This window comes from Sagittula sp. SSi028 (assembly GCF_048553715.1).
Classification (GTDB): domain Bacteria; phylum Pseudomonadota; class Alphaproteobacteria; order Rhodobacterales; family Rhodobacteraceae; genus Sagittula.
The window spans coordinates 352,110-366,675 of sequence record NZ_JBLZNC010000001.1 but is presented as its reverse complement, the minus strand read 5'-3'; the positions used below and the strand labels follow the sequence as shown (position 1 = coordinate 366,675).

The window sequence follows — 14,566 nt, the reverse complement described above, 5'->3', positions numbered from 1 at the left end:
GGCCAGCAATGACCCTGTCAGCCGAGTTTGCGCAGGTACGTCCAGGTCGGAACCTTGGCACCGCGCGCGACAGAGAAGCTTTCGGCATCTCCGATATATTCGAACCCGCAATTGACCAGAACCTTGGCCGAGGCGGGATTGTCCTGGAACACCGAGGCAAACATCGTCTCGTTGTCCATCGGGTTGGCGTCGACAAGGGCGCGCACCGCGTCAGAAGCAAGACCTGTGTTCCAGAACGCCGGGGCCACCCAATAGCGCACTTCGGACTGGTTGCGATCGAGGCGCAGCAGCTTGATCACGCCCATGAATTCGGACGTCTCCGATTTGGTGCCATCCATCGCCCAGACATCCACATCGCGGTCCTCGGCCACGGCACGGGTGACAAAGGCCTCGGCGGCGCCGGGAGGCAAGGGATGCGGAATCGTCGGCGACATCTTCGCCACGCGTTCATCCGCCGCGTAAAGCTCCCAAAGGCCCATGTCGGACCGGCGCACCGGGCGCAGGTCAAACCGGTCGGTCGCCACGATGGGCTGGTTCAAACTCAAATCAAGGCTCATCTGCACTCTCCTCCGTGCATGCCCTCCGTCCTGCGGATCAGGGTGGCATGGGGATTTGTCCCCATTATGTCCAATCCCGCCCGTTGGAACGGAAAAGGGACCGGCCGGTTGGCCGATCCCCTGTCTGTTAGTCTTCAGACCTGAAGAACGGCTTACTCCGCAGCCTCGGCCACTGGCATGACCGAAATAAAGGTGCGGCCTTTAAGACCTTTGCTGAAGGTCACGGCACCCTCGACAGTTGCAAAGATCGTGTGATCCTTGCCCATGCCAACGCCTTCACCCGGCCAGAACTTCGTGCCGCGCTGGCGGACGATGATGTTGCCGGGGATTGCAGCCTGACCACCGTACAGCTTGACGCCGAGACGGCGGCCGACGGAATCGCGACCGTTGCGGGAGGAACCGCCTGCCTTTTTATGTGCCATGGGGGATTACTCCTGTTCTGCGGCGAAGGTTTTCGCCTGTTCGATCCAGTTGTCGCGCTCGATACGGCCTTTGAACGACAGCTTGTCATCCATATAGGAGATCTCGGACGCGGTCCAAGCGGCGATCTGGTCAAAGTGGAAGACGCCGTTTTCGTGCAGCAGACCTTCGAGCTTGGGGCCAACGCCGGAGATCTTTTTCAGATCGTCGGCCTTGCCACCACGGGCTTCGGTCAGCAGGTTGGCAGGCTTGGTGCCTTCGACCTCTGCTGCGGCTTCAGCTGCCGGAGCGGCCTTTGCCTTCTTCGGTGCGGCTTTGGGGGCTGCTGCGGCTGCAACGGCCACGGAACCTGCACCAACTGCGGCTTTCACGCCGGATTTGTCAGCGCCTTCTGCCAGGATCGAGGTGATCTTGAGCAGGGTCAGTTGCTGACGGTGGCCCTTCGTGCGCTGCGAGCTGTGCTTACGGCGACGCTTTACGAAGTGGATGACCTTGTCACCCTTGACCTGATCGACAACCTCGGCCTGAACCGCGGCACCTGCCACGAAAGGCGCGCCAACGGTCACGGTCTCGCCGCCGACCATCAGGATGTCGTTGAATTGAACGGTTTCACCGGCGTCTGCTGCCAGTTTCTCCACACGGAGCACATCGCCCGACTGGACTTTGTACTGCTTGCCGCCGGTTTTCATCACCGCGAACATGCGCGTATCCTTTTCTTTTCCGCGTCCTGTGGTCCCTGCCTGCCCGGTAAATTGGGCCGACAAGCGTTTCGATGGGCCTTTGCCCGGATACCTCGGACCGCGCGTTCATCAAAGAACGTCAGTTTCCAAAAACGAAAGGCGGGGCCGAAGCCCCGTCCTTTGGTAGGCTGCGCTTACGCCAATGCGCCAAACGAGTCAAGCATCGCGCCTACAATTCCTGCGATTGCATTTGCAGCCCCGCGGCCAGACCCAAGGCATAGCTGATCTCGTCATACATCGTGTTGAAACCGGCAAAGAGCGCACGGTTCAAAACCCGCCCGTCGTCCGTTTCCGAGAATGTGATGTAGTCGTCCAAGGTGTCGTCCGACAGCGGCTCATAGGCCATCATCAAAAACCCGTACAACCATTCACGGGTGTCTTGGCGGGTGTCATCCTCTGTCGACCAGACGTCGGACAGAATATCGCTCTCGCTCATCACAATGCCGCCGCCTTCGACCAGCCCGGTGTAGAACTGGTAGCTGGCATTCAAGGCACCGGTCACGTTGGTCTCCAACAGATCGTTGGCGGCTACAAAGCGTTCAAGCTGCGCCATACGGCCACTGTCGACCTCGGCGGCGCGCACGACCTCGCGGGCGGCCTGCTCGACCGCGTCGTCGATCATGGCCGCACGGGCATCCAGCTCCGACTGCACGATCTTCTGCCCGGTCTCGCTGTCAAAGAACGCCTCGACCGACGACATATCGCGGGTGCCGATCACCTCGGCAAACTGCTGGTGGAGGATCTCGTACATCTTGTCGGTGTCGTAGATCTGCTCCAGCCGCGCCTGCCAGCGCGGACTGTCCCCACCCATGAACATGTCATTGCCCAGATCGATGCCGTAATCGATGCCCTCATCGCGCATGATCTCCAGCATCTCGGGCACGCGCATACGCTCAAGCAGATCGTCCGCGGCATCCGCATACGCAGGAGACGCAAGACCAAGCCCCAACACCGTGGCTAAGACTGCCCCCCCGGTCGACGCCGCAACGGTGCAAAGAATGTCTGACATGAAACCCTCTCACGATCTGTTCCTGTCACAGGTAGCCTGCAGCGGACCCCACAACAACCACCGCAAGGCCCAGCCGGCGGCAATCCGCAAAAAACTGTCAAATCCCTGTTGCACCCGCCCGAACGATTGTCTAAACGCCCCCTACCCAGACCGCGGAGAGGTGCCGGAGTGGTCGAACGGGGCGGTCTCGAAAACCGTTGTGGGCGCAAGTCCACCCAGGGTTCGAATCCCTGTCTCTCCGCCATCCACTCTTTTTGCAGCAACAAAATCAAACCCTTAGGGTCAGGATGCATTGATTTCGGTCTCGCTGCATGATTCACGGCCCCGACAAGGAGTGGTGACATGAGTGATCTTTTCTGGCTGAGCGATGCGCAGATGGCGCGTCTTGAACCCTTCTTCCCAAAGTCCCACGGTAAACCCCGCGTCGATGACCGGCGCGTTCTGAGTGGGATTATCTTCATCAATCGCAATGGCTTGCGTTGGCGGGATGCACCGCGGGAATATGGCCCGACTGGCGGCGGAACACGGTGAGAAGACGACCGTGATGATCCCCTCTCGGGACATCACTTCGTGATGCCCTGCCGGGCAGTGGACGCGACATACCTGAAGGCCCATCGAACAGCGACCAGCATGGCCGCCAAGTAAGGAGGGTCAGGAATTGATCTGGGGGATCATTTCCCCGACGAACGGGGGCGTGGCCGCCTGATCGGACGAACCAAAAGCGGTATGAACCACTGCCCGGCAGGGTATTTCCGAAGGAAATGTCCCGAGAGGGGCCAAGCTGCACGCCATCTGCGACAGTAAGGGGCGACCAATCGACCTGGTCGTTACCGCCGGACAGGTGAGCGATTACATCGGCGCCAAGCCCTGCTGAGTGGCCTGCCAAACGTCAAATGGCTGCTCGGGGATCGCGGCTATGATGCTGATTGGTTCAGAGAAGCGTTACAGGACAAGGGGATACGCGCCTGCATCCCAGGCCGGAAGAAACGCAAGACGCCGGTCAATTACCCCTCTCGGGCCATCACTGCGTGATGCCCTGCTGGGCAGTGGACAAGCGCAGATACAAGCGGCGTAACCGCATCGAGATCATGTTCGGTAGGCTTAAGGATTGGAGGCGTTTCGCGACTCGCTATGACCGCTGCCCAAAGGTGTTTCTCTCTGCCATCGCGCTCGCGGCTCTCGTTATCTACTGGTTATGAATCCTGACCCTAGACGGTGTCCGAATAGGTGCCGCACGCGCTCCACAAGCGACGGCGGGACGTCCATGCCGTCCGAATTTGGCGAAACCGACTTCCCCTTCCGCGCCCTTCGGTGCCAGGCCAACACTGTGCCGGGGATCAACTCATACTGCGCGGCGTCCGCGTCACGCCACGTCCCGCCGCGCTGAATCAAGCGAGGCCTGCAACAGTTGCCGCGTGTAGGGGTTTTGCGCCTCCAGCCGCCGCATCTCTTTCACGCCCAGAACCTCGACGATCCGGCCCGCCTGCATCACCGCCACGCGGTCGCACAGGTGACCGACAACACCCAGATCATGCGACACCATCACGTAGGTCAGCCCATGCGCGGTGCGCAGATCACTCAGCAGGTTCAGGATTTCCGCCTGCACCGACACATCCAGCGCCGAGGTCGGCTCATCGAGCAACAACACCTCCGGTCCGCAGGCCAATGCCCGAGCGATGGCCACGCGTTGACGCTGCCCGCCGCTCAGCTGATGCGGATAGCGAAAGCGGAACGACGGCCCAAGCCCCACATCATCCAGCAGCTTTGGAATGCGCTCGTCGACCCCCTGCACACCATGCAGCACCATCGCCTCGGACAGGACACGGTCCACGGTCTGGCGCGGATGCAGCGACGCGTAAGGGTCCTGAAACACCATCTGCACTTTGGAATAAAACGTCTTTGACCGCCGCGGCCCGAGCGTTTCACCCGCGACCTGCATCGATCCGCCCCAATCCGGCACCAGACCGACAACGGCACGCAGGATGGTCGACTTGCCCGACCCGCTTTCCCCCACGATGCCAAAGCTCTCGCCCTGCGCCACCGAAAACGAAGCCGCGTCAACGGCGGTGGTGTCACCGAACCAGACGTTTAGATCTCGTATATCGATCATGCGGATACCTCATTCACCCGTGCACTGACAGAAGGCGCCTCGCGCCAAGCGGGATCGCGGCGCATCACCTCCAGCCGGTCACGGGGCCTTTCCAGATCAGGGACCGCATTCAACAGCCCCAGCGTGTAGGGGTGCGTGGCGCGATGCAGGTCTTCGGCGCGGCAGGTCTCGACAATCCGGCCGGCGTACATCACCGCGATACGGTCGCAGAACTTGGCCACCAGATTGAGATCGTGGCTGACAAATATCAGCCCCATGCCCCGATCCTTGACCAGCCGATCAAGAATATCGAGCACCTGCAGCTGCACCGACACATCCAGCGCCGAGGTCGGCTCGTCCGCGATCAGAACCTCCGGCCCCGGCAACAGCATCATGGCAATCATGATGCGCTGGCCCATGCCGCCGGAGACCTCGTGCGGGTATAGACCCATGACCCGTTCGGGATCACGGATCGCCACCTCGTCAAGCATCTGCACCGACCGCTTCCACGCCTCTGCCCAAGAAACCCGTTCATGCGCGCGCAGCGCTTCCACCAGCTGCCGCCCCACCGGCATCACCGGATTGAGCGAGAATTTGGGGTCCTGCATGATCATCGACACCCGAGCCCCGCGCAGTCCGCGCATTTCGCGGTCCGACGCGGTGAGAATATCGGTATCCTGCACACGCAGCCTGTCGGCGGTCACCACGCCCGGTGGCCGGATCAGCCGCAAAAGCGCCCTGCCCGTCATCGACTTGCCAGACCCGCTTTCACCCACGATCCCCAACCGTTCGCGCCCCAGCGTCAGGGACACGCCCCGCACCGCTTCAACCACGCCGGTGCGTGTGGGAAACTTCACCCAGAGGTTTTCAACATCCACAAGGCTCATTGTTCGCCCTCCTTCGGGTCCAGCACGTCGCGCAGCCCGTCACCCAACAGGTTGAACGCCAGCGAGATGGCGAAAATTGCCAGCCCCGGGATTGTCGCGACCCACCAGTGATCAAGGATGTACTTGCGTCCCTCGGAAATCATGGCGCCCCATTCCGGACTGGGGGGCTGTGCCCCGAGCCCCAGAAAACCCAAGCCCGCCGCGGTCAGGATAATCCCCGCCATATCCAGCGTGACACGGATCACCAGCGAGGAGATACACAGCGGCCAGATGTGTTTCGTGACGATCCGCAGATGCCCCGCGCCCTGCAGGCGGATCGCATGGATGTAGTCGCTGTTGCGGATGGTTAGCGTCTCGGCCCGCGCGATGCGGGCATAGGGAGGCCAAGCGGTCAGCGAGATCGCCAGCACCGCGTTCTCGATCCCTGCCCCCAAGGCCGCAACAAAAGCCAGCGCAAGGATCAGACGGGGAAAGGCCAGAAAGATATCGGTGACCCGCATCATGACCGTGTCGACAAGGCCCCCCGCATAGCCGGAGACCGTGCCAACGATCAGCCCCACCACAGGCGCGACCATCGCGACCAGCAAAACGATATAGATCGAAATCCGCGCGCCATACAGCAGCCGCGAATAGATATCGCGCCCCAGACTGTCACTGCCCAGCAGGTGCCCGCCTTCGCCCGGTGGCAGCAGACGTTGACCCAGATCCTGCGCAAAGGGGTCATGGGTGGCCAGCACCGGCGCGAATATCGCCGCCAAGATCAGAACCACCAGCACGATTAGCCCGACCATGGCCAGCGTGTTCGACCGCAGCGACAGCCACCCCTTGTACCATGCAGCAAGGCTTGCCTGCCTGCGCGACGTCGGCGCATCGGACAAAAGCCATTCTCTCATCGTTTGTGCGCTCATTTCGCCCTCGGATCAAAGACCCGGTACAGCAGGTCAGACAGGATATTGATGGCGACAAAGATCGTCCCGATGACAATCGTGCCTCCCAGTACGGCGCTCATGTCATTGGACAAAAGCGACGTGGTGATGTAGCTGCCCAGCCCCGGCCAGGCAAAGATGATCTCTGTCAGGACCGAACCTTCCAGCAGGTTGGCATAGGCCAGCGCAATCACCGTCACCAACTGGATCAAAATATTGCGAAAGGCATGGCCCCAGACGACCCGCCATTCGGACAGTCCCTTGACCCGTGCCGTGGTGATATATTCGGAATTCAACTGATCGAGCATGAAGCTCCGCGTCATCCGGCTGATATAGGCCAGCGAATAATATCCCAGCAACGACGCAGGCAGAATGATGTGGGAAAACGCGTCCCGAAAGACCGCCCATTCGCCTCGCAAGGCCGCATCCACCAACAACATGCCGGTGACGGGCTCCACGATCCCCTGATAAAAAATCCCGAGCCGCCCCGGTCCGCCGACCCATCCCAGAATACCGTAGAACAACAAAAGCCCCACCAGCCCGAGCCAGAAGATCGGCATCGAATAGCCAATCAGCCCGACCAGCCGCGCCAACTGGTCGATCCAGCTTCCGCGTTTGACCGCAGCGATCACGCCCAAAGGCACCCCCAGCACCACACCGATCAGCGTGCCCAGCGTGGCCAGCTCCAGCGTGGCCGGAAACACACGCGCAATGTCGGCTGTCACCTCCTGCCCCGTCCGGATCGACTCGCCAAAGTCGCCGGAGAGCACATTGCCCACGTAAATGCCGAACTGCACCAGCAGCGGCTTGTCCAGACCAAGCGCCTGATAGGTTGCCTCGTATTGCGCCTGTGTCGCACGTTCCCCAACGACCGCCAGCACGGGGTCAATCGGCATCACCCGCCCGATCATGAAGGTCACAAACAACAGGCCCAGTATCGTCACCGCAACCGTCGCCAGCGTCGCCAGCGATTTTTTCAGCCACGGTGGGACGGCGGACATGCCGCCGCCCCGTTTTTTTGCGACCGTCATTCTTTGGTGATCACCCAGTAAGAGACCGCCGTCGTGGCGCCACCGGCGACAAAGTTCTGCACGCCCTCGCCCATGCCGGTCTGTTCGATCTGCTGGAACATCACGCCAAACGGGCTGACCTTCTGGTGCTCGCTTTGCAGGTCGAGGTACATGTCACGGCGCGCATCCACGTCGTTCTCCACCACGGCTGCCAGCGTTTTGTCATTCATCGCACCCGGGTCCCAGGCATTGCGCCATGCCAGATAGCCCGTGTTGCCCGCCTCATCCGCGTTGTCGGGGTTCAGCGCAAAGGTGCCCGCATTGGTGTTCGGGTCGGGATAATCCGGCCCCCACTCACCGAGGTAGATGTCGTGTTCGCGCGCGCGGTAGCGATCCAGCGTCTGAGCGCCGGTGCCGACGATCAGCTCCACCTCGCAGCCCAGCTGGCCCCATGTGTTTTGCAGCGATTGCGCGATGTCCAGACGCTCCTGCGCCTCGCGCACCGAAATCTTGATCGGACCGCATTCGGGGAATCCGGACCCGGCCAGCGAGGCTTTCGCCGCCTCCAGATCGAAATCAAACGGCTTGTCTTCGAGCGCCCCAAGGAAGGTCAGCGGCAGGAACGCTTGATGCACTGTGTACTGCCCCTTGAGGAATGAGCCAGCCATCCCGTCGTAATCCGTGGCCAGTTTCAGCGCCTCCAGAACCTTGGGGTCTGACAGCATCTCGTTCTTCTGGTTGGCTGCGAAATACATCAGGCGGCCGCGCATCTCGTCCTCGACCTTCACGCCGTCCACATCGGCCAGACCGGCCACATCCTCGGGCGACAGGTTGCGCGCAATGTCGATGTCGCCGCGTTCCAGTTGAAGCCGCTGCGTCGCGCTCTCCTGGATGTGCTGCACGATCACCCGCTCCATCGCGGGCTTTTCGCCGCCATAGTTGGGGTTAAGATCCATCAGCACGGATTCATTGGGCTTCCAATCGACCACTTTGTAGGGGCCGGACCCTGCGGTGTTGGTCCGCAGCCAATCGTTGCCCATGTCGCCATCGACTTCGTTTTCCATCGCGGCGGCGCTGTCGACAATCCCGCCGATGGTGGAGGTCAGGCAGTTGAGCACAAAGGACACCGCATAAGCCTTGTCCAGCGTCAGGACGAGCGTTTTGTCATCCGTGGCCTTGATGGTTTCTTCGATATTGTCGGCGGTAAAGCCGAACTGCGTCAGGATAAAGGACGGCGTCTTGTCCAGCAGCACGGCGCGGCGCAGCGAATATTCCGCGTCCTTCGCCGTCACCGGATTGCCGGTGGAAAAGACATTCCCCTCGGCCATGGTAAAGGTGATGACAGTGCCGTCCTCGGACACCTCCCAGCTTTCGGCAAGCTCCGGCCCATAGCCCGCATCCAGATCCAGCGGGTCGAAATTGACCAGCTTCTGATAGACGTTGCGCGACACATCCGAGCCCGCGAATTCAAAGGATTCTGCCGGGTCGAAGGTCTTGATATCGTCAATCCGGTTGGCGATCACCAGCATGTTCGGCGGGGTCTCCGCCATGACGGGCGCACCCGCCATCAAAGCCGCGCAAACGGCTGCGACAAAACGCGTTTTCATTCTAAAAAACTCCCTGTTTTTGTTGGTCTTTCCAAGCTCACACGCCCCAGGTTTGCCTGAGTACGCGTATCCAGTTGCCATGGGCGATCTGTTCGGTCAGCACAGCGCCATACCGCGCCTGCATGGCGTCGATCAGCACCGGCAGACCGGCACAGTCCTTGATCGGCGCAGGCACCAGGGCCCCGTCGAAATCGGACCCCAGCCCAACGCGGGTTTCGCCCAGCAGGTCGATCATGTGATCCAGATGCTGCAGCATGACATCAATGCTGAAATCCGCATCCATCTTGCCGTCCGGTCGCAAGAACGCGCTGGCAAAGTTCAGCCCCACCATACCGTCGCTGTCGCGGATCATGTGAAGCTGTCGGTCCGTGAGGTTGCGCGCATGGGGACAGATGGCGTGGGCATTGCTGTGCGTGGCCACCAGCGGATGAGAGGTAATATTCGCCACGTCCTCCATGCCTTTGACATTGAGGTGGGACAGATCAACCATGATCTTCAGGTGGTTGCACTCGCGGATCAGCGCTTTGCCCGCGTCCGTCAGACCGGGGCCGATGTCGCCGTCTGACGGATAGCGGAACGGCACGCCGTAGCCCCAGACGGTGTCGCGGCTCCAGACCGGGCCAAGGCTGCGCAGCCCGCGTGCGTGCCAGTCGTGCAAACGGGCAAAGTCACGGTCCACGCCCTCTGCCCCTTCGATATGGGCGACAGCCGCCATTTGGTCGGCGGTTAGGGTGTCTTCGATCTCCCCTGCGGTTCGGCACAAGGATACAGCGCCTGCCGTCTCCAACGCTTGCAACCTGTCCAACCCGCGTTCGACAAAGGCCGCGGCGGTCGTTTCATCCACCCTATCGGGCAACGGCAGATCATAAGGCGGTTTCGTCATCGCCGCGTGATCGATGCCCTCACCCACGCTCGGGACAAAGATCGCAAACATGCCGCCTGCAAACCCGCCTTTCACGGCGCGCGGCAGGTCGATATGCCCGTCTGGCAGACCGTCTGCCACCTGTTCCGGTGTCACATTACCCGCCAATAGGCGCAACAACAGGTCGTTATGACCGTCAAAAACAGCGGTACGGGTCATTCATCCCCCAAATTACGATTGCTCCCGATATGTGAAGCGGCAGAGCCCGCGCGCCCGTAGACGCGGTGGGCGTCCATTCGGGACGTGTCGGATATCAGCTGGATAAGCGAGAAGCCGCGCTGGCGCGCGTGGCGCTGGCTTTTGGCGTCACCCCCGTGGCCACTGATCTGACGCGGCACATCTGATGGGGACGCAGGGCGGCGGTCCATCCCATCAGTTTGGGCAGCGCAATTTAAAGACTTCAACATGCGATGATGCAACTAACGCTCGGTCAAGGTGTCAAGCGACAGCTTCGATCAACCAAAGCGTAAGCATGAATTAAGCAGATCTTGACCGCCCGTGATCGGCACGCGTGCTCAAAAGATAGCAGGCCCGTTGGGGTGACACAGGTCAGCTATGCCTCACTCATGTGCTTCGGCACCGATGATCTGCCCCGGCCCAAATCAAACGGGATGACAATACCGTCCCATATCATCACCTGAGCCTCGGGCAGTTCAATTTCGTCAGCAGGCAGCACGTGTTTTGGCCGCCTGCCGATTATGGCTGCAACCGCCGAAACCAAGAAAGCAGCCGACCGCCCCCGTTATTGCTAGGTCAGGTCCGTTGGTCCCTGGCCAATCGGCACCGTGACACCGCCGTCATCAATAATCGGTTCCGGATCACCGCTGCTATCGGTATTTGGGTCCGTACCGCCCCCGTTGCCGGTGTTTGGATCTGGCGAAACGGTTGGGTTGTCGTCTTCCTGAACGACCTCTTCCGTGTCGTCATCATCGGACGTGTGCGTATCGACCCATCCGGCGCCGATGCCAAGATCAACGGTCCCGCTGCCGAAATTATACCCGCCGTTCAATTCGATATAGCTGTCGTCCATCAGATAGGCAGCACCCAAGGAGCCACGCCATGACTGGCTGGTGAACATATAGTCGAGCCCGAGAGAGGCCGCGCCCTCATCCTTGCGGTCGTTGGAGAAGACCCGCACACCGACACCGGTGTTCGCAGTCCCGTTACCAAAGGTGACGTTGATGCCAAAGCCGACTGTCGGATCAGCGAGGGCCGGCGCAGTCAGAGCGCATAAAATTGCAATACTGGTGATATGTTTCGAGAGCATAAGAAAAACCCATTTTGAATAATGGAAGAAGTTAAAATGATCTCGAACAATCGCGCAAGGGTTGAGGTAACCGGCAGGCCGTCTTGCGGCTTGGTCGATGACCTTCGCGCAGATTTTCATCATCGGCGTGGAGCACTGGACGTGATCCCAACCGTCAAAGGGCGGACCGCCGGTCCCACCCTGAAACCAAAAGCGCCAAGACCCACAGGACAAAGCGGCCTGCTGCCTTACAACTGCCCTTCATCCCGTGCAAACAACAGCTGCGTCTTATAGGCCTGCAAGCGGGCGCTGGCATTCGCATCCACCACCATAAGCGAGGCAACCATCACAATGGCTGTCATCAAACCGGCCCGCAGGACCAGCCCCTGAACCATCATCAAAAGCACCGCGCACAGGATGATAATGCCGGGCATGACCTTGAACACGGCGGTTTTGTAGGTCGCCACAGTGCTGTCGACGCGCGCGATCTCCGAGGTGACAAAGCCCATGCCATCGGTGGCAAAGGCCGCCTCCGCCCCCGCGCCGATCATGTACGCGCTGTACAGCAACCCGCCGCCAAGGATCAGCAGCAACGCCCCCGCAAGCAGCGTGGGCCACACAAAGGCGCGCGCCATATCGACCTTGCCATACTGCCAGAACCCGTAGCTCGCCGCGATAAAGACCAGCCCGAATGCCACAAAGACGCCCGAGGACAACATCTCGGCCTTGGCCCAATCACCGGCGGTTTTCACAATGTCCATGTCTTGCATACCTTTTTCCTGTGTCCAGCCGCAGGCGCGGCCAAATCGCCGGACCCCGAGTGTGGCCCAAGGTCCGGCGTGCGGTCCAGTCAGATGTTCCAGACGTAGCCGGTGGCCTGTTCGGATACGTTCCAAAGGCGCGTCATGACCGGCTTGTCATAGGCGTAGGGCTCCAACGTCCCTTGCCCCACCGGTCCCACCATTTCCATCCGCCCCGTCGGGCCATACAGCGCGCGCTGCGTCAGGCCGTCGGCGGTGGCGCACATGACCTCCGGGTAGGATCCCTGTTCGGCGGTTTGCACAATCGGAAGACGCTGCATGAACCACCATGTGATACGGGTCATCATGCCCCCGCTGGTGCTGATCAAAGAGGTCGCAGAGGCACCGGGGTGGCAGACATAGACCTCGACAGACTTGCCGGTGGCCGCGATCCGGTCCTGCAGTTCATAGGCGAACATCATCTGCGCCAGCTTGCTGTGACAGTAGGTACGGTTGGGGTGGTAGTTCTTATCCCAGTCCATGTCGTCAAACTGGATGGTGCGCAGTCCCATTTTATAGCCAAGGCTCGACACAACCACGATCCGCCCGGCAGAGGCATCGATCCGGTCGAACAGCTTGCCGCACAGGACAAAGTGGCCGTAGTGATTGGTGCCGAGCTGGCTTTCGAACCCGTCCTTGGTGAACTGCTGGGTCGGCACCTGCGCGATGGCCGCGTTGCAGATCAGCGCGTCGATCTGCGGCACGGTTTGCAACACCTCTTCGGCGGCGGCATGCACAGACGCCAGATCCGCCAGATCCATCCGGACAAAGCTGACCTCCGCATCGGCACCGAATTCGGCCTTCAGCTCTTTGACGGCTGCGGCGGATTTCTCGTCGCTGCGGTTCAACATGACGACGCGGGCGCCTTTTGCCAGCAGCGTGCGGGTCGCCTGAAACCCTGCGCCGGCATTGGCGCCGGTGATCACAAAGGTTTTGCCGGATTGATCGCCGAGGTTTTCAGGGGTCCATCCTTTGGGGCCGAATGTCTTGGTGGTCATGTCTGTTCTCCAGTCTGTTGGGGCGTTGCGGCCCCGTATTACGTTGTGTCGAGACGGTAGATAAATCGCAGAACCCCGCATCGGTAGGCGATATAATCGCAAATACTTGCCTAATTGTCTCAATAGGGTTGCACGCAGGAGAGAGCCGCGCCTAAGTGCCTACTATGGAAAAGAAACGTATCCGACAGATAATCGAGGCCCGCATGTCCAGCGACGGGCTGATGGAGACCGGTATTCCGGGGGTCAAGCTATTCCGCGCAACCGAGGCCGTGCCTTGCGTCCCGGCGGTCTATGAACCCAGCCTGATCGCCATTGTCAGCGGCGGCAAGGAAACCGTTCTGGAAGGCGAGCGCTTCGTCTACGACAATAGCCAATACCTGTGCTGCCCCATGTCGCTGCCTGTGCGCGCGGGCACGCCCACCGCATCGGACGACGACCCGCTGTTCGGCGTCTATATCGCGCTTGATCCGCGCATCATGTCCGAATTGACGCTGGAGATGGAGCGCACATCCCCGCCCCTGCCCTCCAGTGACGTGAGCCCACGCGGCATTAAACTGGCGCGTTGGGACGCGGGCTTTGCCGATGCGCTTTTGCGTCTGGTGCAGGCCAGCGAAGATCCCACAGATGCCGCCATCCTTGGCCCGTTGCGCCTGCGCGAGCTGTATTACGCCGTCATGAAGGGCGAGGCAGGCCGCTTTGCCCGTCAGGCCTTTGGTCCCGGCAACCCCATCGCGCGGTCCATCGCCCATGTGTCGCAGCGGCTGGATGAAAACGTGTCCATCGACGATATGGCCGCCCGCGCCGGGATGAGCCGCGCGGCCTTTCACCGCAATTTCAAACAGGCGACTGCGATGTCTCCGATTCAGTTCGTCAAATCGATGCGGCTGAACAGTGCCGCCATGAAGATCGCGGGCGGCATGACCGTGAACGAGGCAGCGATGGACGTGGGCTATGTCAGCCCGTCGCAGTTCAGCCGCGAATTCAAACGGCTGTATGGCCATTCCCCCCGCCAGTGGAGCGATTTGCAACAGCACCCCGTCTGAGGCGGGCGGCGAAAATCCCCATTCTGGGCGGAATCTTCCCCGCACTGCCCCCGGTTTGTGCTGAAAATTTGAGCGACGCCAAAGATTCAGCCCCCGAAAACGCACGCAATCCTTGCCCAAACCCCACCTTCCACGCCCCTAATGGCCCTGCAGGGCGTTTAGGGTTCCACTGCTGCCACAGCAGGTTCGGTCCGAGAAATGCCACCACGCGGGCCAATTCCTGCGCGGCACACGGCGGGCCAAAATCCCGGGAGGCATACTGCGCAGGTCCGACCCGCGCTATCTCCTTGTTCCGCCAGCGGGGCGTGACCT

14 protein-coding genes, 1 tRNA gene, 1 pseudogene and 1 riboswitch are annotated in these 14,566 nt (G+C 60.9%); of the genes and pseudogenes, 3 read left to right on the top strand and 13 right to left on the bottom strand.

Going from position 1 to position 14,566, the window contains the following annotated elements; all coding sequences use genetic code 11:
* Nucleotides 1–17: 17 nt before the first annotated feature.
* The 4 genes from ACN5AZ_RS01735 to ACN5AZ_RS01720 form a co-directional block, all read right to left on the bottom strand.
* Nucleotides 18–557 carry a GNAT family N-acetyltransferase gene (locus ACN5AZ_RS01735; protein ID WP_419427119.1) on the bottom strand — a complete coding sequence of 180 codons (540 nt, stop codon included), beginning with the start codon at nucleotides 555–557 and terminating at the stop codon, nucleotides 18–20.
* A gap of 152 nt (nucleotides 558–709) precedes the next feature.
* Nucleotides 710–979: a 50S ribosomal protein L27 gene (rpmA, locus tag ACN5AZ_RS01730; RefSeq protein WP_419427118.1), complete on the bottom strand. Its 270-nt coding sequence runs from the start codon at nucleotides 977–979 to the stop codon at nucleotides 710–712.
* A gap of 6 nt (nucleotides 980–985) precedes the next feature.
* A complete protein-coding gene (locus tag ACN5AZ_RS01725) occupies nucleotides 986–1,678 on the bottom strand; it encodes a 50S ribosomal protein L21 (protein WP_419427117.1) in 693 nt (230 codons plus the stop codon).
* Nucleotides 1,679–1,886: 208 nt separating this feature from the next.
* The gene (locus tag ACN5AZ_RS01720) at nucleotides 1,887–2,726 is read right to left on the bottom strand and encodes a DUF2059 domain-containing protein (protein WP_419427116.1); all 840 of its coding nucleotides are present in this window, start codon (nucleotides 2,724–2,726) and stop codon (nucleotides 1,887–1,889) included.
* A gap of 154 nt (nucleotides 2,727–2,880) precedes the next feature.
* Between ACN5AZ_RS01720 and ACN5AZ_RS01715 the strand changes: the two genes are divergently transcribed.
* Nucleotides 2,881–2,970, top strand: a tRNA-Ser gene (locus ACN5AZ_RS01715).
* A 98-nt stretch (nucleotides 2,971–3,068) separates the two neighbouring features.
* Nucleotides 3,069–3,925: pseudogene (locus ACN5AZ_RS01710) on the top strand (IS5 family transposase).
* 164 nt (nucleotides 3,926–4,089) lie between these two features.
* On the opposite strand, the gene ACN5AZ_RS01705 reads toward ACN5AZ_RS01710, so the two are convergent.
* From ACN5AZ_RS01705 to ACN5AZ_RS01665, 9 genes are all read right to left on the bottom strand, one after another.
* Complete coding sequence (locus ACN5AZ_RS01705; RefSeq protein WP_419427115.1) at nucleotides 4,090–4,836, bottom strand: ABC transporter ATP-binding protein; 747 nt, start codon at nucleotides 4,834–4,836, stop codon at nucleotides 4,090–4,092.
* Nucleotides 4,833–5,702 (bottom strand): ABC transporter ATP-binding protein, encoded by an 870-nt coding sequence (locus tag ACN5AZ_RS01700; RefSeq protein ID WP_419427114.1) that lies wholly within the window; start codon nucleotides 5,700–5,702, stop codon nucleotides 4,833–4,835. The genes ACN5AZ_RS01705 and ACN5AZ_RS01700 overlap by 4 nt, the downstream gene beginning before the upstream one ends.
* A complete protein-coding gene (locus tag ACN5AZ_RS01695) occupies nucleotides 5,699–6,610 on the bottom strand; it encodes an ABC transporter permease (protein ID WP_419427113.1) in 912 nt (303 codons plus the stop codon). The genes ACN5AZ_RS01700 and ACN5AZ_RS01695 overlap by 4 nt, the downstream gene beginning before the upstream one ends.
* Complete coding sequence (locus tag ACN5AZ_RS01690; RefSeq protein ID WP_419427112.1) at nucleotides 6,607–7,629, bottom strand: ABC transporter permease; 1,023 nt, start codon at nucleotides 7,627–7,629, stop codon at nucleotides 6,607–6,609. Before ACN5AZ_RS01690 ends, ACN5AZ_RS01695 begins: the two co-directional genes overlap by 4 nt.
* Before the next feature lie 26 nt (nucleotides 7,630–7,655).
* Entirely contained in the window at nucleotides 7,656–9,245 is a 1,590-nt protein-coding gene (locus tag ACN5AZ_RS01685) for an ABC transporter substrate-binding protein (protein WP_419427111.1), read from the bottom strand.
* Between the two features lie 37 nt (nucleotides 9,246–9,282).
* On the bottom strand, nucleotides 9,283–10,326 hold the full coding sequence (locus ACN5AZ_RS01680) for a dipeptidase (protein ID WP_419427110.1): 1,044 nt from the start codon (nucleotides 10,324–10,326) through the stop codon (nucleotides 9,283–9,285).
* 589 nt (nucleotides 10,327–10,915) lie between these two features.
* Nucleotides 10,916–11,557, bottom strand: a complete 642-nt coding sequence (locus ACN5AZ_RS01675; protein ID WP_419427109.1) for a hypothetical protein — start codon at nucleotides 11,555–11,557, stop codon at nucleotides 10,916–10,918.
* A 104-nt stretch (nucleotides 11,558–11,661) separates the two neighbouring features.
* Nucleotides 11,662–12,174 (bottom strand): hypothetical protein, encoded by a 513-nt coding sequence (locus ACN5AZ_RS01670; protein WP_419427108.1) that lies wholly within the window; start codon nucleotides 12,172–12,174, stop codon nucleotides 11,662–11,664.
* Nucleotides 12,175–12,263: 89 nt separating this feature from the next.
* Nucleotides 12,264–13,211: an SDR family oxidoreductase gene (locus tag ACN5AZ_RS01665; protein ID WP_419427107.1), complete on the bottom strand. Its 948-nt coding sequence runs from the start codon at nucleotides 13,209–13,211 to the stop codon at nucleotides 12,264–12,266.
* A 164-nt stretch (nucleotides 13,212–13,375) separates the two neighbouring features.
* On the opposite strand from ACN5AZ_RS01665, the gene ACN5AZ_RS01660 reads away from it, so the two are divergent.
* The gene (locus tag ACN5AZ_RS01660; RefSeq protein ID WP_419427106.1) at nucleotides 13,376–14,254 is read left to right on the top strand and encodes an AraC family transcriptional regulator; all 879 of its coding nucleotides are present in this window, start codon (nucleotides 13,376–13,378) and stop codon (nucleotides 14,252–14,254) included.
* A 147-nt stretch (nucleotides 14,255–14,401) separates the two neighbouring features.
* A riboswitch (guanidine-I (ykkC/yxkD leader) is annotated at nucleotides 14,402–14,510 on the top strand.
* The last annotated feature ends 56 nt before the right edge of the window (nucleotides 14,511–14,566 follow it).

What these genes read in the sequence shown, in the direction of transcription:
- ACN5AZ_RS01735 (WP_419427119.1), bottom strand. Translation starts at nt 557, where the DNA reads ATGAGCCTTGATTTGAGTTTGAACCAGCCCATCGTGGCGACCGACCGG.
- rpmA (WP_419427118.1), bottom strand. Translation starts at nt 979, where the DNA reads ATGGCACATAAAAAGGCAGGCGGTTCCTCCCGCAACGGTCGCGATTCC.
- ACN5AZ_RS01725 (WP_419427117.1), bottom strand. Translation starts at nt 1,678, where the DNA reads ATGTTCGCGGTGATGAAAACCGGCGGCAAGCAGTACAAAGTCCAGTCG.
- ACN5AZ_RS01720 (WP_419427116.1), bottom strand. Translation starts at nt 2,726, where the DNA reads ATGTCAGACATTCTTTGCACCGTTGCGGCGTCGACCGGGGGGGCAGTC.
- ACN5AZ_RS01705 (WP_419427115.1), bottom strand. Translation starts at nt 4,836, where the DNA reads ATGATCGATATACGAGATCTAAACGTCTGGTTCGGTGACACCACCGCC.
- ACN5AZ_RS01700 (WP_419427114.1), bottom strand. Translation starts at nt 5,702, where the DNA reads ATGAGCCTTGTGGATGTTGAAAACCTCTGGGTGAAGTTTCCCACACGC.
- ACN5AZ_RS01695 (WP_419427113.1), bottom strand. Translation starts at nt 6,610, where the DNA reads ATGAGCGCACAAACGATGAGAGAATGGCTTTTGTCCGATGCGCCGACG.
- ACN5AZ_RS01690 (WP_419427112.1), bottom strand. Translation starts at nt 7,629, where the DNA reads ATGTCCGCCGTCCCACCGTGGCTGAAAAAATCGCTGGCGACGCTGGCG.
- ACN5AZ_RS01685 (WP_419427111.1), bottom strand. Translation starts at nt 9,245, where the DNA reads ATGAAAACGCGTTTTGTCGCAGCCGTTTGCGCGGCTTTGATGGCGGGT.
- ACN5AZ_RS01680 (WP_419427110.1), bottom strand. Translation starts at nt 10,326, where the DNA reads ATGACCCGTACCGCTGTTTTTGACGGTCATAACGACCTGTTGTTGCGC.
- ACN5AZ_RS01675 (WP_419427109.1), bottom strand. Translation starts at nt 11,557, where the DNA reads ATGATGAAAATCTGCGCGAAGGTCATCGACCAAGCCGCAAGACGGCCT.
- ACN5AZ_RS01670 (WP_419427108.1), bottom strand. Translation starts at nt 12,174, where the DNA reads ATGGACATTGTGAAAACCGCCGGTGATTGGGCCAAGGCCGAGATGTTG.
- ACN5AZ_RS01665 (WP_419427107.1), bottom strand. Translation starts at nt 13,211, where the DNA reads ATGACCACCAAGACATTCGGCCCCAAAGGATGGACCCCTGAAAACCTC.
- ACN5AZ_RS01660 (WP_419427106.1), top strand. Translation starts at nt 13,376, where the DNA reads ATGGAAAAGAAACGTATCCGACAGATAATCGAGGCCCGCATGTCCAGC.